The organism is Robertmurraya sp., from assembly GCF_036676585.1.
Classification (GTDB): Bacteria; Bacillota; Bacilli; order Bacillales; family Cytobacillaceae; genus Robertmurraya_A.
In genome coordinates, this window is sequence record NZ_JAKFCQ010000055.1 from 44,102 (window position 1) to 62,739 (window position 18,638).

Annotated in this window: 20 protein-coding genes and 1 riboswitch; of the genes, 12 read left to right on the forward strand and 8 right to left on the reverse strand. The window is 38.2% G+C overall.

Translation table 11 applies throughout. The features are described 5' to 3' along the window. Window positions 1-166: 166 nt before the first annotated feature. The 9 genes from ACGLXV_RS06785 to ACGLXV_RS06825 all read left to right on the forward strand — a co-directional run bounded on the left by ACGLXV_RS06785 (window position 167) and on the right by ACGLXV_RS06825 (window position 6,031). Entirely contained in the window at window positions 167-481 is a 315-nt protein-coding gene (locus tag ACGLXV_RS06785; RefSeq protein ID WP_391558033.1) for a hypothetical protein, read from the forward strand. Continuing rightward, the gene (locus tag ACGLXV_RS06790; RefSeq protein ID WP_391558034.1) at window positions 456-746 is read left to right on the forward strand and encodes a hypothetical protein; all 291 of its coding nucleotides are present in this window, start codon (window positions 456-458) and stop codon (window positions 744-746) included. The genes ACGLXV_RS06785 and ACGLXV_RS06790 overlap by 26 nt, the downstream gene beginning before the upstream one ends. Before the next feature lies 1 nt (window position 747). After that, complete coding sequence (locus ACGLXV_RS06795; RefSeq protein WP_391558035.1) at window positions 748-2,052, forward strand: NarK family nitrate/nitrite MFS transporter; 1,305 nt, start codon at window positions 748-750, stop codon at window positions 2,050-2,052. Between the two features lie 83 nt (window positions 2,053-2,135). Beyond that, window positions 2,136-2,783 (forward strand): sensor histidine kinase, encoded by a 648-nt coding sequence (locus tag ACGLXV_RS06800; protein ID WP_391558036.1) that lies wholly within the window; start codon window positions 2,136-2,138, stop codon window positions 2,781-2,783. 54 nt (window positions 2,784-2,837) lie between these two features. Next, complete coding sequence (locus tag ACGLXV_RS06805) at window positions 2,838-3,491, forward strand: response regulator (RefSeq protein ID WP_119708697.1); 654 nt, start codon at window positions 2,838-2,840, stop codon at window positions 3,489-3,491. Window positions 3,492-3,503: 12 nt separating this feature from the next. Next, window positions 3,504-3,947, forward strand: coding sequence for a GAF domain-containing protein (locus ACGLXV_RS06810; protein ID WP_391558037.1), 444 nt, complete (start codon window positions 3,504-3,506; stop codon window positions 3,945-3,947). Between the two features lie 38 nt (window positions 3,948-3,985). Continuing rightward, complete coding sequence (locus ACGLXV_RS06815) at window positions 3,986-5,053, forward strand: PAS domain-containing sensor histidine kinase (RefSeq protein ID WP_391558038.1); 1,068 nt, start codon at window positions 3,986-3,988, stop codon at window positions 5,051-5,053. 276 nt (window positions 5,054-5,329) lie between these two features. Next, window positions 5,330-5,716: a sporulation protein gene (locus ACGLXV_RS06820; protein WP_119708694.1), complete on the forward strand. Its 387-nt coding sequence runs from the start codon at window positions 5,330-5,332 to the stop codon at window positions 5,714-5,716. A gap of 24 nt (window positions 5,717-5,740) precedes the next feature. Beyond that, a complete protein-coding gene (locus tag ACGLXV_RS06825) occupies window positions 5,741-6,031 on the forward strand; it encodes a YkvA family protein (RefSeq protein ID WP_391558039.1) in 291 nt (96 codons plus the stop codon). Between the two features lie 37 nt (window positions 6,032-6,068). On the opposite strand, the gene corA is transcribed toward ACGLXV_RS06825, so the two are convergent. Then, a complete protein-coding gene (corA, locus tag ACGLXV_RS06830; protein WP_391558040.1) occupies window positions 6,069-7,016 on the reverse strand; it encodes a magnesium/cobalt transporter CorA in 948 nt (315 codons plus the stop codon). 86 nt (window positions 7,017-7,102) lie between these two features. Between corA and ACGLXV_RS06835 the strand changes: the two genes are divergently transcribed. Then, window positions 7,103-7,375, forward strand: a complete 273-nt coding sequence (locus ACGLXV_RS06835) for a late competence development ComFB family protein (RefSeq protein ID WP_240390578.1) — start codon at window positions 7,103-7,105, stop codon at window positions 7,373-7,375. A 129-nt stretch (window positions 7,376-7,504) separates the two neighbouring features. Then, complete coding sequence (locus tag ACGLXV_RS06840; RefSeq protein ID WP_391558041.1) at window positions 7,505-7,855, forward strand: hypothetical protein; 351 nt, start codon at window positions 7,505-7,507, stop codon at window positions 7,853-7,855. A gap of 35 nt (window positions 7,856-7,890) precedes the next feature. Here ACGLXV_RS06840 and ACGLXV_RS06845 read toward each other — a convergent pair whose 3' ends face one another. The 7 genes from ACGLXV_RS06845 to ACGLXV_RS06875 form a co-directional block, all read right to left on the reverse strand. Then, a complete protein-coding gene (locus ACGLXV_RS06845) occupies window positions 7,891-8,646 on the reverse strand; it encodes a LamB/YcsF family protein (protein ID WP_391558042.1) in 756 nt (251 codons plus the stop codon). Further along, a complete protein-coding gene (locus tag ACGLXV_RS06850) occupies window positions 8,636-9,610 on the reverse strand; it encodes a 5-oxoprolinase subunit C family protein (protein ID WP_391558043.1) in 975 nt (324 codons plus the stop codon). Before ACGLXV_RS06850 ends, ACGLXV_RS06845 begins: the two co-directional genes overlap by 11 nt. Further along, the gene (gene pxpB, locus ACGLXV_RS06855) at window positions 9,591-10,304 is read right to left on the reverse strand and encodes a 5-oxoprolinase subunit PxpB (protein ID WP_391558044.1); all 714 of its coding nucleotides are present in this window, start codon (window positions 10,302-10,304) and stop codon (window positions 9,591-9,593) included. The genes ACGLXV_RS06850 and pxpB overlap by 20 nt, the downstream gene beginning before the upstream one ends. 102 nt (window positions 10,305-10,406) lie before the next feature. Then, window positions 10,407-13,859, reverse strand: a complete 3,453-nt coding sequence (gene metH / locus ACGLXV_RS06860) for a methionine synthase (protein ID WP_391558045.1) — start codon at window positions 13,857-13,859, stop codon at window positions 10,407-10,409. Then, entirely contained in the window at window positions 13,837-15,702 is a 1,866-nt protein-coding gene (locus ACGLXV_RS06865; protein ID WP_391558046.1) for a bifunctional homocysteine S-methyltransferase/methylenetetrahydrofolate reductase, read from the reverse strand. The genes metH and ACGLXV_RS06865 overlap by 23 nt, the downstream gene beginning before the upstream one ends. Continuing rightward, entirely contained in the window at window positions 15,699-16,886 is a 1,188-nt protein-coding gene (metC, locus tag ACGLXV_RS06870; protein ID WP_119708685.1) for a cystathionine beta-lyase, read from the reverse strand. Before metC ends, ACGLXV_RS06865 begins: the two co-directional genes overlap by 4 nt. Before the next feature lie 2 nt (window positions 16,887-16,888). After that, window positions 16,889-17,995 carry a methionine biosynthesis PLP-dependent protein gene (locus tag ACGLXV_RS06875; RefSeq protein ID WP_391558047.1) on the reverse strand — a complete coding sequence of 369 codons (1,107 nt, stop codon included), beginning with the start codon at window positions 17,993-17,995 and terminating at the stop codon, window positions 16,889-16,891. An 80-nt stretch (window positions 17,996-18,075) separates the two neighbouring features. Then, window positions 18,076-18,180: riboswitch (SAM riboswitch) on the reverse strand. Window positions 18,181-18,346: 166 nt separating this feature from the next. Here ACGLXV_RS06875 and ACGLXV_RS06880 point away from each other — a divergent pair. Beyond that, window positions 18,347-18,583, forward strand: a complete 237-nt coding sequence (locus ACGLXV_RS06880; RefSeq protein ID WP_391558048.1) for a hypothetical protein — start codon at window positions 18,347-18,349, stop codon at window positions 18,581-18,583. Window positions 18,584-18,638 lie beyond the last annotated feature (55 nt).

Sequence of the window (18,638 nt, forward strand, 5' to 3'; positions counted from 1 at the left end):
CCTGTTAGTCATTCTTATGTTAAATATCGTATTTACACAAAAAATGGTGCACCAGTATTATTTTGAAAACTATGTAACGGCAATCATTTATTGTGTCTTAAATCTTATTTTATTCCCTATAGCATTTCTAATTTACAAACAAGATCAAAAGAAGGCGTGATTGACAATGAATTCTGAAACCTACTTAGACTTCTGTTTTGTAAGAGAGCATGTTGGAGAATTCTCTAATCTCATTGATCAGTTGTTAACTGATTTGTTTAAAGGAATGCGTGTGAATTGGTATCTTGATGAAAAAGTAACTGAAGGTGCAGATGTAGTTGTTGCAGAGATAAAAGGAATGACTCGTTTTCAGTCAGAGGAAGAAGTTATTGAGCATATTGAGACACACGCACAAGTTGACTTCTGGTCTTATCTCCAAGGTTATAAGATGTTTGTTTACCCTAATGGGAAAGGATGTGGCAGTAGCTGTGCAGGGCATTAATCTTGAGGATCTAAAAATCTATGTCAATCAAATAGTTGAGCTTTCTATTCAGGACTATTCTGGGGAAGAGCAGGCCGCACCGTTTATAAAAAAATCATTAGTAAAAGTTGGATTATGTCCTGACGAAACACATGTGAGAGTCTATTTTGACGACAGAAATTTCTTTGCTATACCTGGATCTTCTCAAGTAACTGTTAGTGAAAAGGAATGGGTAGCGTTTGATGAAACTAGTAAACTATATTATGTAATTAGAAAGGTTGATTAACATGAGTAAAGGAAGAATCACTCATTGGAATCCAGAAGATGAACAGTTTTGGCAAAAAGAAGGGAAAAGACATGCCAAAAGAAACTTATTAATCTCCGTTCCATCTCTAATGATGGCGTTTGTTGTATGGCAAATATGGTCGGTTGTTGCAGTACGCTTAAATGATGTAGGATTTAATTTTACCCCTGAACAGCTGTTTACACTTGCTGCAATGCCAGGACTTGTTGGGGCAACACTTAGATTTGTGTATACTTTTGCAGTCGGTAAATTTGGGGGAAGAAACTGGACCGTATTTTCTACAGCTATTTTAGCTATCCCAGCAGTTGGGATTGGATTTGCTGTACAAAACCCTGACACACCATATACCACTATGCTAATCCTTGCTGCTTTATGTGGACTTGGTGGAGGTAACTTCTCTTCTTCTTCAGCTAATATGAGTTTCTTCTTTCCGAAAAAAGAAAAAGGAACAGCACTTGGTATTAACGGTGGACTAGGAAATATGGGTGTATCGGTTGTTCAATTCGTGACTCCTCTCATCATTGCATCTGGAACATTTGCTTTGATTGGTGGAAGTCAAACATTGCCAACAGGCGAAAGTGTTTGGATTCAAAATGCAGCTTTCGTTTGGGTTATTCCGATTGCAATTTTGACGGTTGCTGCTTGGTTTGGAATGGATAATATTCCAACAGCGACTCAATCAGTGAAGGACCAATTTATTATCGTTAAGCGTAAGCACACTTGGATTATGACTGTTTTATATGTTGCTACTTTTGGTTCCTTTATTGGATATTCAGCAGCATTTCCTTTACTACTAAAATCTCAATTCCCTGAACATGTTGGTCTAGCCTTCCTAGGAGCATTTTTAGCAGCAGCAGCAAGACCTATTGGTGGCTGGATTTCCGATAAATTAGGTGGAGCTCTTGTCACTGCCTGGGTTCTTGTAGTTATGGCAATAGGAGCAGCAGGAGTTATCTATTTTACAAATGACAAAATGTTTACAGGATTCCTTGCATCATTCCTAGTTCTATTTATTGCGGCAGGTTTAGGATCTGGTTCAACATTCCAGATGATTCCAGATATCTTCCCTGTAAAAGAAGCAGCTCCAGTCCTAGGATTCACCGCTGCATTCGCAGCATATGGTTCATTCTTTATACCGAAGCTTTTCGGTTGGTCAGTTAATCAGTTTGGAACACCAGTGAATGCCTTTTATTTCTTTATCGCGTTCTATGTGATTTCCATTGTATTAAACTGGTTCTACTATCAACGTTCTACTGTAAGCACAAGACATTCGAAAAATGTAGCATAAACAAGGCATATGCCCCATCATTTGTTTTCATAAAATGATGGGGTATGTGTCTATCTATATTTATGGTTAGGGGGAGGTTCCTAATGAAAAATTCACCGACTAAAAATCAAATTAGCTCATACATTATCCAATCACAAGAAGAAGAAATTAAACGTATCGCACTTGAGCTTCATGAAGGTGTTGGGCAAACCCTCTATAGTATGTATACTGGGCTCCAATTTATAGAACAGGCCATAAACGGTTCAAATATGAAATCATATGTGAATGAAATGAGTCAATTACTTGAAAAGACGATTCAGGAAATCCGGCTGTTGTCAGTAGAGCTTCATCCTCCTACGTTAACAACACTTGGGTTAGTACCAGCAATGAAAAGCTATTTACGGATGTTTACGTCGACATACGGAATATTAGTCGATCTCGATATTGAGGGACAGGAACCGAAATTAGCAGAACCGCAAAAAATAACCCTTTTTCGAGTATGTCAAGAGGCATTAGGAAATGTAGCAAAATATGCGGACACTCATTTTGTGCAGCTAGACTTCTCATTTGGTGATAACAAATTAACCATGACAATTAAGGACAATGGGAAAGGGTTTAACGTTGAAAATGAAATTCAGCGTTCTAGTGGATTGGCTGCTATGAAAGAGCGTATGAATTTAATTGGGGGCCAATGCGTGATAACTTCTGAAATAGGGGTAGGGACTACAATTGATGTTCTTTTACCGCTATAATAAAAGGATATAAGGATGATGTTCCTTTTTAGAAGGTCATAGGGGGGGCTTACCTTGATTAAAATTATATTATGTGATGATCATGCTGTCGTTAGAATGGGATTAAAAATGTTATTAAGTAACCATCCAGAGATGGAAGTGGTAGGGGAGGCGTCAGAGGGGAACGAAGGTATTCAGTTAGCCCAAGAGCTAAAGCCAGATGTAGTCGTAATGGACTTAAGCATGCCACACGGCAAGGATGGGTTATCAGCTACATCGGAGCTAAAAAAGCTGATGCCAAACGTACAAATCCTTATTTTAACGATGCATGATGATGAAGAGTATTTATTTCGGGCGATTCAAGCGGGTGCTTCAGGATGTATTTTGAAAAGTGCACCACATGATGAATTGTTAGGTGCCATAAAAATGGTTGCAAAAGGTGATGCTTACCTTCATCCATCTGCCACGAAAAGGCTAATGGAAGAGTATATTGACAGCGTAAAACAAGGAAATCAAGATACTTTTAGTCTTCTATCTGATAGAGAAAGAGAAGTCTTAACTTTAATTGCAAAAGGTTATGCGAATAAAGAAATTGCAGAAAAGCTGGTCATTTCTGTTAAAACAGTTGAAACACATAAGGGAAATCTTATGGAGAAGCTTCAAATGAAAACTAGACCTGAGCTAGTTGCATTTGCACTTAAAAAGGGCTTGCTCGGCTATGGCATGTAAAGGATGTATTCAATGGTTATGGATAACTTATACAATCAGACATACATGAAACAGGCTTGCGAACAGCTACAAGGAACGATTGAATGTGACTTTGTCGGTCTAGCCTTTCAAGAGAGCAAAGGACCTAATATTGGCTGGAAAATTGCTTCAGGGAATAGCAATGATAAATATGAAAGAATCACCCTACGGTATGGAAAAGGAATTGCCGGTAGAGTGATATCTACCGGAAGACCGATGGAGATTAAGTATTTTCCTCAGAATATTCTAGGAAAAGCTTTAGAGTATCCCATCCTGTTAGCGGAAAAACTGCTTTATGCGTATGCTGTACCTATACTCATCAATGGCATACCTAAAGGTGTGTTGCTGGTGGGGTTTAGATCAGAAACTTGTATCAGTGACGATGAAAAAAAGTTAGTTGAGAAGGCTGCAGCTGATTTAAAAAAATTTCTATCATAGGAAAAAATGTAAAAGAATTTTAGAGGGAGGCTATAGAGTTGAAGGATCAATCGAGGATCATCAACGTAAATCATCACTCACCTAATCCTCTTAACGAACTATCTGAAGAATTACAAAAATCTGTTCAAGAATTAAAGGATTTCAAATTTGCCCTAGATGCCTCATCTATTGTAGCAATTACAGATGCTAAAGGTCACATTACGTATGTAAATGATAAGTTCTCTCAAATCTCTAAGTACTCAAGGGAAGAACTGATCGGATCGGATCATCGAATTATTAATTCAAGCTTTCATCCAAAGTCATTCTTCAAAGACCTATGGATGACCATATCATCTGGTCAAGTATGGAATGGAGAAATAAAAAATCGTGCAAAAGATGGTACATATTATTGGGTAGACACGACCATTGTTCCGTTTTTGGATTCAAATGGAAAACCGTATCAGTATTTAGCGATTCGTCATGAGGTCACAGAAAGAAAAAAAGTAGAAGAAGAGCTACAAAGTATGATGACAAAAATCATCGAGGTACAAGAAGATGAAAGAAAAAGGCTCTCAAGAAATCTTCATGATGGGATCGGGCAAAATCTGTATAGTCATTTAATTTCAATTAATATTTTACAATCGCAACTAAAGCATCCCTTACTTGATATGCTCCAAAAAGAAGCTACGGAACTAATTGAAGAAGTCAGAAAAATATCCCAGGAATTAAGGCCGTCTGTCCTAGATGATCTTGGTCTTTTACCTGCGATCCGTTCATATTTAACTCGTTTTTCAGAGAATTATCAGATTGATGTTCAATTTGATTGCTTTTTACAACAGCGGCTTTCATCAAACAAGGAAATTACTATTTATCGTATTCTTCAGGAAGCATTAATTAATATTCAAAAATATGCAAATGCTGAGCAAGTTTCGATTATTATTCGAGAGATGGATCAAGAGGTTCGTGTGATCATTGAAGATAATGGTCAAGGGTTCGATCCCTCAAACATTACAAGGGGAGTAGGACTATTTAGTATGGAGGAACGTGCTCGAGCTGTTAAAGGGGAAGTCCATATTCATTCCTCTCCTGGTAAAGGGACAAAGATTGTTTTAGAAATTCCATTATAAAAAGATTGACAAATTTAAGGAAATTAACATAAAATTAGTATATATAAATTTTATAATATCTCCTAAAGGGGAGTAGCTTTTACAGCAAAGTCGTCACTTCAGAGGAAACTCTCGGCTTTGTTGGCAACATTCTTTACTTGTTGTTAGCAAGACCTTTACCATTTGGTAAAGGTCTTTATTTATGGTCTTTACCTCCAAGGTAAGGACCATTTTTATTTTATTGATAATAGGATAAGGATAAGGGTAAATAAAAAATATTGAGGGGATTGGGAAAACATGATTTTGAGAAAGTATATGTCATTATTAGGAATTGGATCAGCTACGATAGACTTAAAGCTAGATCATACTAAATTTCAACCAGGGGAGTGTGTCACAGGACATTTTCATATTCAAGGAGGAACGATTGAGCAGCAGTTAAAAAGAATTGAATGTGATTTAGTAATGAAAAATGAAGAGGAAAATCAAGAAGTAATCATTGAAAGCTCAACGATCTACACTACACAAATGATTGAATCTCAAGAACAAAATCAATTAAATTTTCGATTTACCTTGCCAGATAAACTTGAAAAATCGTCATCAACGATCAAGTATCGATTTAAAACCAAGATGATATTTGATGCAGGGGTTAAGAGTGAGGATCAAGATCTAATCCATATCCAGTAAAAGGTTAAGGAAGGGGAATCGAGCATGAAAAAAGCCTGGAGAAGAGTAGCATTTGTCGTTAAATTTTGGAGATTCTTACCATTCATAAGAGAGTTTTATTTTGCACGAGACGTATCACCAAAACATAAGGCTTGGCCAATAGCTCTTATAATTGGTTATCTCTTATTGCCAATTGATGTGATACCAGATATATTTGCCATTTTTGGGTTTACGGATGATTTATTATTTACAACTTTCATCTTACAAAGACTAGTCAAAACGGCTCCACCGTGGTTAAAAGAAAAATACGATATAAATGATAAAAAAATCATCTAATAATAAATCCCCAGCTACAGCTGGGGATTTCATACATTTATCGAAACCAACCCTTCTTTTTAAACCAAATATACATACCTCCCCCAATGATAAGCATAATGAGAAGTATAAGAAAGTATCCATATTCCCACCTGAGTTCTGGCATGTGCTCAAAATTCATTCCGTAAATACCTGCTATAAAGGTAAGTGGCATAAAAATGGTTGTGATAACTGTAAGTACCTTCATCACTCGATTGGTTTGGTGGGAGTTATATGAAATATAACTATCGCGTATATCAGCAGTGATTTCACGGTTTGCATCAATCATTTCAGATAATTTCAGCAGGTGGTCATATATATCAGCAAAATACTCTTTTTTTCCTTGAATGGTTTCTAGTCGGTGCGAGTTTAACATTCGGTAGAGAAGGTCTCTCATAGGAATAATCGTATGTCGCAGGCTTAATAAATGGTGTCTCGTCTCAAACAATTGATCAAGCAATTTTTCCATTGATAAATGATTCGAATTGTCTTCTATGTCATTTAAAGTATCTTCGATTTCATATAAAAACGGGAAATAATTGTCAACAATCTTATCGAGCACGTAGTAGAACACTAAGTATGGATTCCAGTCTTTGATCTTGCGAGAATGAATTAAACGCTCCCATACTTGATCAATTTCTGGGGACGGTAAATGGTGATAGGTGACAATAAATTGCTTTTCAACAAAAAAATTAATTTCTTCCTTTTCCAAGCTCCTTTCACCTAAGCGATGTGTAACGTAAAAGGTGTGCTGATCATAATAGTCCAGTTTAGGACGTTGAAGCTTATTAATGCAATCTTCTATAGCGAGGGGATGAAATTGCAAAGGATCTTGTAAATAAATCGTTTCTTCCTCACTTGGCTGATTGAAATCAATCCAATACCAAATCCATTCATTGGGATTAAAATGACGGAAACTAATGTCTTTTATGGTAAAATCTTTTGTAATGCCAATCATACGAATCATAGGAATCTCCTGTTACAATAGGTATCTATAGAGTATCGAAATATATTCAATTTGGCAATTTTTATCTAATAAGGCGGAGTGGATGAATGAAAAATTACGTTAATGTTATGGAAGAAATAGTAATCGCCTTAGTTACCATGTGTATGGTTGGACCTGAGTACCAAATATTTTGTAAATGTGACAAATGTCGAAATGACATCATCGCACTTAGTTTAAACAGCCTTCCTAGTCACTATGTAACAACAGAAGAAGGTAGAAAAATGGTTTATGAAACACTTAACACAATAGATAATCGAAAATGGATTAATAAAAAAATTATTTCAGCCATTCACGTTGTCGGAAAGTACCCGAAACACTAAAAATGACTATATGTAGTCAACCAAGAAATTGAAACGTTTGTTTTTTTGACACGAAAATAACGAAGTTCTGTAACACCTTTCTTATGTTGTAAATGATACAATTAGAAAAAACATTGAGGGGTTTTGAACATGAGTGAGATGACGCAATTAGTGCGGCTCTTAAATGAAATCAATATAAATGTAAACTCAAAATTAGATTCTATTGAATCAAGACTTGCAACGCTTGAGAAAGTGAACAGCATTGAGCATCGTGTAGCTGTTAATCAAATTGATATAGGTGATATTAAGGAATTATTACAGAAGATTGAGGAACACCCCTATGAAAAAGTGACCGTCGCCATAGAGGATACTTTTTCAAAAATGCAGGCTAGTTATCAAAAAAACTTTGATAATATATCGAAAAGATTGGACAGACAATTGTTGAAGATCGCGAAAACGGAGGAAGAAATGCTTCTCCTGAAGGAATCACTAACAGAGTAAAAGAAGCGCAGCAATAAATGGCGCTTCTTTCTTTGTTATAAGGATGGTTTTAAAACTACTCCTTTGTTCTTAAGTGTGGAAGAAATTAATTTTGCCATTTCAACGGCTTTATTCCCATCACCATGTAAGCAAATAGAGTCTGCTTGTAATGGGATTTCACTTCCCATTATAGTTTTTACCCGCTTTTCAAGAACTAGCTGAAGTACTTGGTGCATGGAAGTATTTTCGTCGCTAATGACGGCACCTTCCATATGTCTTGGTGCAAGTGTCCCGTTTTCCATATAAGCTCGGTCCGCAAACACCTCATTTACGGTTTTTAGACCAAGTTTCCTTCCTGCTTCAATTAATTTACTTCCGCTTAACCCATATAAATATAAATTAGGATCCACTCGATAAACAGCTTCTGCAACAGCCTCAGAGAGTGCCTCATCCTCAGCACATAAATTATATAAAGCTCCATGAGGTTTTACATGTCGTAATAGTCCACCCTCTGATTTGACAAATGCTTCTAATGCACCGATTTGATATATAACATCATGATAGGCATCTTTAGGAGAGATGTGTATATTTCTCCGACCAAACCCTCTTAAATCAGCTAAACCAGGGTGCGCTCCTATAGATACCCCGTTGGATAAGGCCATTAAAACAGCTTCTCTCATTGTAATCGGGTCGCCTGCATGAAAACCACATGCGATGTTAGCCGAAGTGATATATTTCATCATTTCTTGGTCATTTCCAAGCTTATAAACACCAAAGCTTTCGCCTAAATCACAATTCAGATCAACCTCCATGTTGAATCACTCCTTTTAATCCTAATTTAATGATTGCCTTTTGCACCCGCATAAGATGATTCATCCTACCATATAATTTTTGAGATTCTTGTAAGGTGATTTCTTCAAAATTTACCATTTCTCCTGGTTTTTTTTGTGCTAGATAGGGGAGGTCTACGGATGCGATTTGTGCTATTTTCGGATACCCTCCAGTTGTTTGTCTATCTGATAGAAGGATGATGGGCTGTCCATTTGGAGGAACTTGAACAGAACCATGTGCCACTCCCTCAGTAACAAGCTCCTGTTTTGTTTGTAATTGAAGGGGATTTCCATTTAGTCGGATTCCCATTCGATTTGAATCTTTATTAATTTGAAAGTCTGAAGTGAAAAACGCTTGATGGCTACTGTTTGTAAAGAGGCCGTATTGCTTTCCTTTTGTAAATCGTACTTTTCTATTTTCCGTCACATGGTTATGTAATTCAGGGGAGAGCTTCCATTGTATGCGATGTAATAAATAACTTGATGAGATCAATAATTGATCTTTAGCTTGTAAGGACCTCCCATAGTGGCCACCAATTTGTGACCTGATATCAGTACTTCTACTCCCAAATTTGGAAGGAGTATGGATACCTCCACTTACAGCAAGATACGCCCGACTACCGTTACGAATGGCAGAAAATGAGAGAACATCTCCCTTTAAAACCTGGAGCGTTCTTCCGATGTCTATTTTAATACCATTTAATGTAGGGGTAAGATCTGCTCCACATATCGAAATGACTGCTGAACATTGGAACAGTAGAGTAGGGCCAATAAGGGTGATTTCAATCGTTGCTTCGTTATCTTCATTTCCCACAAGCCAATTAGCAAGTCGATGAGAGTGAAGATCTAGCGCACCTGAAGTGCCAATCCCCTTGGCTTGATAGTGGGTACGACCTAGATCTTGAATGGTTGTGAGGAGACCAGGCTTAAGGACAGTTATACTCATGAGATTCCTCCAGTTGGTAATACTGTTTAGCTGTTATCGGGTAAAAACGGATCGTATCGCTTGGTGCAAAAAGTGTGGGCTCCTTCTTTTCGGGATAATAAATACGAATCGGTGTTTGACCGATAATTTGCCAGCCACCAGGACTATCGGTAGGGTAGATTCCCGTTTGTTCACCTGCAATACCAACAGAGCCAGCTTTCACAAGTGTTCTAGGATTTTTTTTTCTAGGGGTAGCGATTGATTTAGGCAGTCCACTTAAAAAAGGAAAGCCTGGTGAAAAGCCGAGAAAGCTAACTTGATAAATTTGCTTTGTATGAAAATGAATCACTTCTTCCACGGTTAGGTGGTGAACTTGAGCAACCTCTGTTAAATCCAAAGAAAAAGGAGGCTCATAGCATACTGGGATAAGAAAACAATTTCCATGTCTAGTGTCCGTTTTTAAACCTTTTCGCAATAATTCTTGGATGATCATTTTCATGTGCTGATATGGATAATCCGATTTTATGGAAGAAGGTTCATAGTGAAGCGTTAAGGTTGTATACGCAGGAACCAAAGCGATCATTCCTGGTACTGACCGTTTTGAGAGTAAATGATATGCAGAGTGGACGAATTCATTTGCTCTATCACTTAACCCAGTTGCTTGGAATTCAATCATTAGTGCAGCATCACCTAAAGGAGTAATTGAAAAATCCATAGAATCACCTATTCTATTAGTCATTACTTTTATTGTAGTAGAAAAATAGGAAAAAAAACACAAAAAAGTGTTTAGCTTGTTAGGCTAAACACTTTCTAGCAATTATCTTAAAACATTGAAGTAACGGGCTTCTGGATGTGAAAATACCATTGCTGTAACAGAAGCTTCAGGCTCCATCATAAAACCTTCTGTTAATTGAATGCCTATTTCCTCAGGCTTCAGAAGGGAGAATAGTCTTGTTTGATCTTCAAGATCTGGACAAGCTGGGTATCCAAAGGAGAAGCGTTGACCAGTATATTTAGCCGAGAATCGATCCTTCATCGTCATGCTAACCGGATCTGGGAATCCCCACTGATCACGCATGAGACGATGAATGAATTCTGCAAATCCTTCAGCAGTTTCTAACGCTAAAGCTTGAAGAGCATGATTTTCTAAAAACTTTCCAGCCTTTTTTAATTCTTCAGCGACCTGACGAATCCCTGTGCCTGCAGTTACTGCAAAGAAACCAACATAATCCATTTCACCAGAGTCAACAGATTTAACATAATCTGCTAAGCACAAAAATGGTTCTGTTTCCTGACGAGGGAACGTAAAGGTTTCAATAATTTCTGAATGATTTTCAGGATTATAGATAAAGATACTCTCATCTTTTGATTGAGCAGGATAAAACTGATAAACTGCTTGGGGTTTAATCCAACCCTTTTGTTTTGCATCTGCCTTTAGCTCATCAACAACATTTTTTACTTTCCACGCTTTTTCATCTTGAGCTGCTAATAGCTTTTCAATCGTTCCTTTTACCCCTAAATGATGACCAATAAGCATTTGTTCATTAATATATGGCTCAATATGGGCAAGAGAGTATTGTCGTAAAATATGTCTTTTAACGTCCTTTGGAGCTTGAACGATAAAGTCTTGTTTTGTTTTTGAGCGAACCTTAACGGCTGTAGCTGTAGCTGTTGAAGTTTTTGAGTCGGTGCTTGTACTAGCTAAACGCTCTTGTTTTTCAGCATGCTCAATCTCCAGCTTTTTCAGCTCTTCTTCATCTTGGAGCTGGTTAGCTAGACTTAACCCATTCATCGCGTCCTTAGCGTACAATACTAAACCATCGTACTCTTTAGAAATTTTCGTGTCAGTAAATTTTCTAGATAAAGCTGCACCGCCAACTAAAATTGGAACATTAATTCCTGCTTGTTTCATGTCTTGAGCAGTCAGGACCATTTGTTGAGCGGACTTTACTAGTAACCCTGATAATCCAACAATGTCGGGATTTTCCTTTTTTATTGATTCGATTAATGTAGTTGGAGTTACCTTTATACCTAAATCAACTACATCATATCCATTATTGCTTAAGATAATATCCACTAAGTTTTTACCGATATCATGAACATCGCCTTTTACAGTAGCTAGGATTACTTTTCCTTTTGATGCAGATGTATCTCCTGCTTCCATATGTGGTTCTAAGAAGGAAACGGAGGCTTTCATTACTTCAGCACTTTGAAGTACCTCTGCTACGATCAATTGATTGTCATTGAATAGGCGACCTACTTCCTTCATACCATCCATTAATGGACCATTAATGATATCTAGTGGGGCAGGGTAGGTTGATAAAGCAATCTCTAAGTCAGGGAGTAACCCTTCTTTTGTCCCTTCAACGATATAGTAAGCGAGTCGCTCCTCTAACGTCATATCCGGTAGTGTGCTTTTGACTTCTTTTTTCTTTTCTCGGTAAAAATCTGTGAAAACAGCTAGTGTTTCATCGGTAGTATGGAAAAGAAGATCTTCAGCCATTTTTACTTCCTCAGGTGGAATACTTGCAAAACGTTCGAGTTTTTCTGTATTTACAATCGCGTAATCCAATCCAGCAACTGTACAGTGATAAAGGAATACTGAGTTCAACACTTCACGTCCGACAGGTGGAAGACCGAAGGATACATTACTGATCCCCAATATTGTTTGAGTTTCAGGCATATGCTCCTTGATCATTCGAATTCCATCAACTGTTGCTTTTGCAGAACCAATGTATTGTTCATCTCCAGTCCCAACAGGGAAGACAAGTGGATCAAAAATAATATCCTGAGGAGGAACACCATATTTATTAACTAGGAGATCATAAGATCGTTTCGCTACCTCTAGTTTTTTCTCGGCAGTGACACCCATACCTTTTTCGTCAATGGTCCCAACAACAATTGCAGCGCCATATTGGTGAACGAGTTTGGAAACTGATTCGAATTTTTCTTCGCCATCTTCAAGATTAATGGAGTTGATAATGGCCTTACCTTGAGAATAACTAAGTGCCTTTTCTAGAACTTTGTCATCGGTTGAATCTATAACTAAAGGAACCTTTACTTTTTTAACAACTTCCTGAATAAAGTTCTCCATATCAACAATTTCGTCACGGTCAGGATCTGCTAAGCAGATGTCGATGACGTGAGCTCCGTTTTTCACTTGAGCACGCGCAATTTCCGAAGCTTCCTCAATTTTTCCTTCGCTAATCAATCTTTTAAACTTTCTTGACCCGATAACATTTGTTCGTTCCCCAACCATGATTGGTCGCAGAGTTGGATCATCGTATACAAATGGCTCAATGCCTGACACCATGTGGGCATGGTTTTCAATTCGTTTACGAGGCTTGTATTTCTTCATCTCATCAGAAATAGCTTTAATATGTTCAGGAGTTGTACCACAACAACCACCAACAATATTAATCCAGCCTTCAGCAGCGAAGTTACCAAGCTTTTTTGCTAGCAAATCAGGTGTTTCATGATAATGACCTTCTTCATCAGGTAAACCAGCGTTAGGGTAACAACTGATTGCCGAGTTTGATAGGGAAGAAAGGGAACGAATATGATCCTGCATGAACTCAGGTCCTGTTGCACAATTTAGTCCAACTGCTATAGGGTTCATATGTTGAATGGAAATATAAAAGGCTTCAATGGATTGACCAGCAAGTGTTGTTCCCATCGGTTCAATCGTCCCTGAAATCATAATAGGAAGCTTGCGGTTACGAAGGTCGAAGGCTCTTTGGATTCCTAAAAATCCAGCTTTTACATTTAACAAGTCCTGGCTAGTTTCAAGAAGCAGTAAATCTACATCACCATCTAGAAGACCGAGTACCTGCTCCTCATATGTTTCAACTAAAGCAGAAAAGGTTGTACCACCTGTTACACTTAATGTTTTGGTTGTAGGACCAAGGGACCCTGCGACAAAGCGAGGCCACTCAGGTGTAGAGATTTGATCACACGCCTTTCTTGCTAGCTTGGCAGCGACCACATTAATTTCATACGCTTTAGAGCCTAAATCGTATTCATCCAATACTAGACTAGTGGCACCGAATGTATTGGTTTCAATAATATCGGCTCCAGCACGTAAGTACTCTAGGTGAATTTTTTCAATCACATCAGGGGCGGTGAGGTTTAATATTTCATTGCAACCCTCATACTCTTCTCCACCAAAATCCTTAGCTGTTAATGCTTCTTGTTGGAGCATCGTACCCATCGCACCATCCATGATGAGAATTCGTTTATTTAGTTGTTCATTTAACGATGCTGTTTGCATTCAGCTTCCTCCTTAACACTTGGCTGTTTATCGTATTTGTATAGGTAGCGAGCTGTGCGGTCATTTCATATCGCATAAAAGGAGTTATTAAATAAATTCCATTAAACAATTCAGAAGCTGCGTCAATCAATGACTTAGTAATAGCGATTCCTTCATTAGTTGATTGAACAGGATCATCTTTTAAAGAAGCCATCAACTCTCTAATAGAATCAGAAATTTTTATTCCAGGTACCTCGTTATGAAGAAACTCCGCATTTTTACTCGATGTTAATGGCATTAACCCAATGTAAATAGGTTCGTTGATATGCCTAGTTGCATGGTAGATCTCTAATAGTTTTTCCTCTGAATACACGGGTTGAGTAATAAAGTAATCTGCTCCATACTTTGCTTTCTTTTCCATACGTAAAACAGCTTTATCTATATATTTTACATTTGGATTAAATGCGGCAGCAACAGAAAATACACCTTTTTCACCTAAGTCCTTGCCAGTAGGGGACAGACCTTCATTAAACTGCTTAATCATGCTAATGAGTTCGAATGAAGAGACATCATATACCGATGATGCACCAGGGAAATCACCGACACGGGCAGGGTCGCCTGTAATAGCTAAAATATCATGTAATCCCAGGGTATGAAGTCCCATTAGATGAGATTGAAGACCAATAATATTTCGATCACGACAAGTAATGTGAACAAGTGGTCGTAAGCCGATATTTGTTTTTGTCAATTGAGCCAAGCTAGTATTACAAATTCTTGGAGACGCTAGTGAATTATCAGCTAATGTAATAGCATCAACACCGGCTTCCTTAAGCGCTTGAGCTCCTTCAAAAAATTTCTTTGTGTTCAGCTTTCGAGGTGGGTCCAATTCAACAATGACTGATGATCTTTCTTTAACAATTTCCTGTAGAGGACGTTCCGTACGTTTTGGTTGTACAGATTTCACTTGAACCACTTCTTTTTTTACTTCCACTTGCTTTTCAGTCACAGGTGAGGTTCCTTTTAGCTCTGAAGCAAAGGCCTCAATATGGGCTGGAGTCGTACCACAGCAGCCTCCTAAAAGGCGAACACCTTGAGATCTGAATTCCTGAGCACTTTTTCGGAAATAATCCGCATCTCCTTCATAATGGAATTTTCCATCAGTGTACGTAGGAAGACTAGCATTTGGGTACGCGGATAAAAGCGCCGTTTTAGGTAATTCAACTTGTTCCAAGCTTTCAAGCATATGATGGGGACCAAGTCGACAGTTCACACCCACTACATCAGCACCAAGATTCTCTAAACGTAAAAGAGCTTCATTAATGGGCGTTCGGTTTTGCATAATGCCAGGGACCTGCATGGAAACTTGAGCAATAATAGGTAAATTTGTTTCCTTTCTCGCAATAGAAAGGACTGCTTCGATTTCATCTAAATCGTAGTAAGTTTCAAGTAACAGGCCATCAATATCTTCAAGCAATAAGTAATGTAGTTGCTGTGAAAAGCTTTGGACAATTTCCTCTAAAGAAAACGAGTTGTGTCGGATGCCACGGTTACCACCAATGGTTCCTACAACAAAGCTTTCATTTGTAATAGCTTGTTTCGCAATTTTTACGGCAGCACGATTAATTTTTTCTACAGAATCTTCAAGGCCATATCTTTGTAGCTTTAAGGAGTTGGCAGCATACGTGTTCGTTTGAATAACATCCGCTCCAGCTCGTAGATAGGCCTTATGGATGTTTAAAATATCATCCGGATGCGACAAGTTTAACTCTTCAAAACAACTATCCGTTCCATAAGAGTAGAGAAGGGTACCCATTGCACCATCACCAATGACAATGTCTTTTTTCAGTTTATCTAAAAGGCTCATCTTACTTTCTCTCCTTGGCTCTTCGCGGCTATCGTTTCAAGGGCAGCCGTGAAGTCTTTAATGATATCATCTGGATGTTCTAGGCCAACAGAAAGGCGAAGGAGACTTTGGCTGATTCCTCTTTTTAAACGTTGTTCAATCGGCATTGCCGCATGTGACATTTTCGCTGGGTAAGAGAGGATCGATTCAACAGCTCCTAAGCTAACAGCAAATACAGGGATCTCTGTTAATTCAACAAATTGTTTTACGGCTTCTTCACTTTCAAGTTCGAACGAAAGAACGGCACCGGCACCTTCTGATTGTTCTTTTTGTATTTCGTACTGTGGATGATCAGTAAGACCAGGGTAGTACACTTTTTTCACAGAAGGATGGTTCTGCAAGAAGTGTGCTATTTTTAGCGTAGATTTCATTGAGAAGTCCATCCGAACCGATAAGGTCTTCATTCCTCGTAACACTAACCAAGCATCTTGAACGCCTAACACAGCGCCAAAAGAGTTTTGTAAAAATCCAATCTGTTTAGCAAGGTCAGGATCGTTTACAACGATTGCACCAGCAACTACATCACTATGACCAGAAAGAAACTTCGTGGCACTATGAAGCACTACATCCGCACCAAGAAGTAAAGGCTTTTGTAGAGCAGGTGTTAAAAATGTATTGTCAACAAAGGTTAAAGCTCCAACACTTTTCGCAATGTCACTGATGGCTCGAATATCCGTCACCTTTAAAAGCGGATTCGAAGGAGTTTCTACATAGAAAACCTTCGTATTCGGACGAATCGCTTGTTTTACAGCTGTAAGGTCCGTCATATCAACAAATGTATGCTCGATTCCAAAACGCGAAAGGACTTCCGTCACCATTCTGTAGGTCCCACCATACACGTCTTCCGTGATCACTACATGGTCTCCTTGAGAGAGAAGGAGAAACGCAGTCGAAATGGCTGCCATACCTGATGAAAAGGCATATCCGTTTGTGCCTTCCTCAAGGTTTGCAATGACTGTTTCAAAAGCTTCACGAGTTGGATTCGCGCTTCGTCCATAGTCGTATTTTCCAAACTCATCCACGCTGTGCTGATGAAAGGTGGATGCATGTTGAATAGGAACGGAAACAGCACCGTTAGTAGGATCAAATTTATGTTCATTATGAAGTAGTTTTGTTTCAAATGAGAAATTGTGTTCTTTTGTCATTTTTATGCCTCCGAACTTAAACGAGTAAGAGCTTGGTCAATATCTTTAATTAAATCCTCCACGTCTTCAATACCAACAGAGAAACGAAGCAGGCGATTACAAACACCAATTGAAAAACGAATTTCTTCCGGAATATCCGCATGTGTCTGTGTAGCTGGGTATGTAATGAAGCTTTCTACACCCCCAAGACTTTCTGCAAACGTAATAAGGTTAAGATTTTGTAAGAATGAATTAACCCACTCTTCTTTTTTAATTCGGAAGGAAAGCATGCCGCCACGGCCAGGGTATAGAACATCTACTACATTTTCATGATTCTTTAAGAAGCTTGCAAGCTCTCTTGCATTTTTTTCATGCTGTTTCATTCTAAGTGCTAAAGTCTTCATCCCACGAATAAGAAGCCAAGAGTCAAACGGACTTAAAACAGCTCCAATAGAGTTGTGGTGGAATCCAAGCTGTTCACAAACCTCTTTTCCTTTCCCGACGATCAAGCCAGCTAGCACATCATTATGTCCACCTAAGTATTTGGTAGCACTATGAATGACAATATCAGCTCCAAGCTCAATCGGTCTTTGAAGTAATGGAGTGTAAAACGTATTGTCGACAATTAATAAAATATTATATTTCTTCGCTAGTTCAGCAACCGCTTGAATATCTGTTTCTTCCATTAAAGGATTGGTTGGTGTTTCAATGAATATGGCTTTCGTTTTTTCTGTAATGGCCTGTTCGATAATGCTCACATCATGAGTTTGTACATACGTACTCGAAAGTCCCCATTTTTTAAATCCTTGCTCTAGAATTCGATAGGTTCCACCGTATAAATCTCTTGAAACGATCCATTCATCGCCAGATTCAAAGAGTGCAAGAATGGTAGTGATTGCAGCCATTCCAGAACTACAGGCAAATCCTTGATCACCGCCTTCTAAATCTGCAATTGCCGCCTCTACAAGTTTTCTTGTTGGATTACCTGTGCGAATATAATCAAAGCCAGTTGATTGGCCAATTCCTTCGTGTCGATAAGCTGTCGAAAAGTAAACAGGTGGGTTTACTGTCCCAGTTTGAGTTTCACTTCTGTTCCCGATCTGTGCTACCTTTGTTTCGTTTTTGTACATTTTAGTCTCTCCCAACATCCAAATAATAAAAAAAAGTCTTCTCTCTAAGAAGAAGACTTTGTTATCAACATGAGCCATTCTTCTTATCTTCCAAGTAAAATACTTGCTGGAATTAGCACCTTTTCAAAAAATTGATGGTTGCTGAGGCTTCATAGGGCCAGACCCTCGACCTCTCTTGATAAGAAATCAAAACATTTAATTTTTTCTAACTTTACTACAGTAAATCGCTAAGTGTCAATCTTTTTTACAAATTAACGACAATTTTGTTCACAATTTCCTAAAATTTACTATATGAATATTCAGAACATTTAATATATAATGGGTTTGAGAACAAAAAGTGGAGGGAAATTCATGCAAACGAAAAGCAGATGTCATCATCGGTATATGTTGAGTGAAGACGCCTTTTTTGTTACCGAAGATGGAATTGAATTGTTTATTTCAAGTGAGAGTCTTCAAGGTTATCCTGTAGGTGGTCACGTGGATTTTCCTCTTGAAATGAGAGAAATGAATGAATCAGCTCAAAAGGAGAAACGACTCTCCAGTCACCCACCGCAACAACTTTACTTAAATATGATCGATCAGTTATAGACGGGGAAACCCGTCTTGTTTATTTTCGTACGATATATAAAACCACCGGCACATG

What these genes read in the sequence shown, in the direction of transcription:
- ACGLXV_RS06785 (WP_391558033.1), top strand. Translation starts at nt 167, where the DNA reads ATGAATTCTGAAACCTACTTAGACTTCTGTTTTGTAAGAGAGCATGTT.
- ACGLXV_RS06795 (WP_391558035.1), top strand. Translation starts at nt 748, where the DNA reads ATGAGTAAAGGAAGAATCACTCATTGGAATCCAGAAGATGAACAGTTT.
- ACGLXV_RS06800 (WP_391558036.1), top strand. Translation starts at nt 2,136, where the DNA reads ATGAAAAATTCACCGACTAAAAATCAAATTAGCTCATACATTATCCAA.
- ACGLXV_RS06810 (WP_391558037.1), top strand. Translation starts at nt 3,504, where the DNA reads ATGGTTATGGATAACTTATACAATCAGACATACATGAAACAGGCTTGC.
- ACGLXV_RS06820 (WP_119708694.1), top strand. Translation starts at nt 5,330, where the DNA reads ATGATTTTGAGAAAGTATATGTCATTATTAGGAATTGGATCAGCTACG.
- ACGLXV_RS06825 (WP_391558039.1), top strand. Translation starts at nt 5,741, where the DNA reads ATGAAAAAAGCCTGGAGAAGAGTAGCATTTGTCGTTAAATTTTGGAGA.
- corA (WP_391558040.1), bottom strand. Translation starts at nt 7,016, where the DNA reads ATGATTCGTATGATTGGCATTACAAAAGATTTTACCATAAAAGACATT.
- ACGLXV_RS06835 (WP_240390578.1), top strand. Translation starts at nt 7,103, where the DNA reads ATGAAAAATTACGTTAATGTTATGGAAGAAATAGTAATCGCCTTAGTT.
- ACGLXV_RS06840 (WP_391558041.1), top strand. Translation starts at nt 7,505, where the DNA reads ATGAGTGAGATGACGCAATTAGTGCGGCTCTTAAATGAAATCAATATA.
- ACGLXV_RS06845 (WP_391558042.1), bottom strand. Translation starts at nt 8,646, where the DNA reads ATGGAGGTTGATCTGAATTGTGATTTAGGCGAAAGCTTTGGTGTTTAT.
- ACGLXV_RS06850 (WP_391558043.1), bottom strand. Translation starts at nt 9,610, where the DNA reads ATGAGTATAACTGTCCTTAAGCCTGGTCTCCTCACAACCATTCAAGAT.
- pxpB (WP_391558044.1), bottom strand. Translation starts at nt 10,304, where the DNA reads ATGGATTTTTCAATTACTCCTTTAGGTGATGCTGCACTAATGATTGAA.
- metH (WP_391558045.1), bottom strand. Translation starts at nt 13,859, where the DNA reads ATGCAAACAGCATCGTTAAATGAACAACTAAATAAACGAATTCTCATC.
- ACGLXV_RS06865 (WP_391558046.1), bottom strand. Translation starts at nt 15,702, where the DNA reads ATGAGCCTTTTAGATAAACTGAAAAAAGACATTGTCATTGGTGATGGT.
- metC (WP_119708685.1), bottom strand. Translation starts at nt 16,886, where the DNA reads ATGACAAAAGAACACAATTTCTCATTTGAAACAAAACTACTTCATAAT.
- ACGLXV_RS06875 (WP_391558047.1), bottom strand. Translation starts at nt 17,995, where the DNA reads ATGTACAAAAACGAAACAAAGGTAGCACAGATCGGGAACAGAAGTGAA.
- ACGLXV_RS06880 (WP_391558048.1), top strand. Translation starts at nt 18,347, where the DNA reads ATGCAAACGAAAAGCAGATGTCATCATCGGTATATGTTGAGTGAAGAC.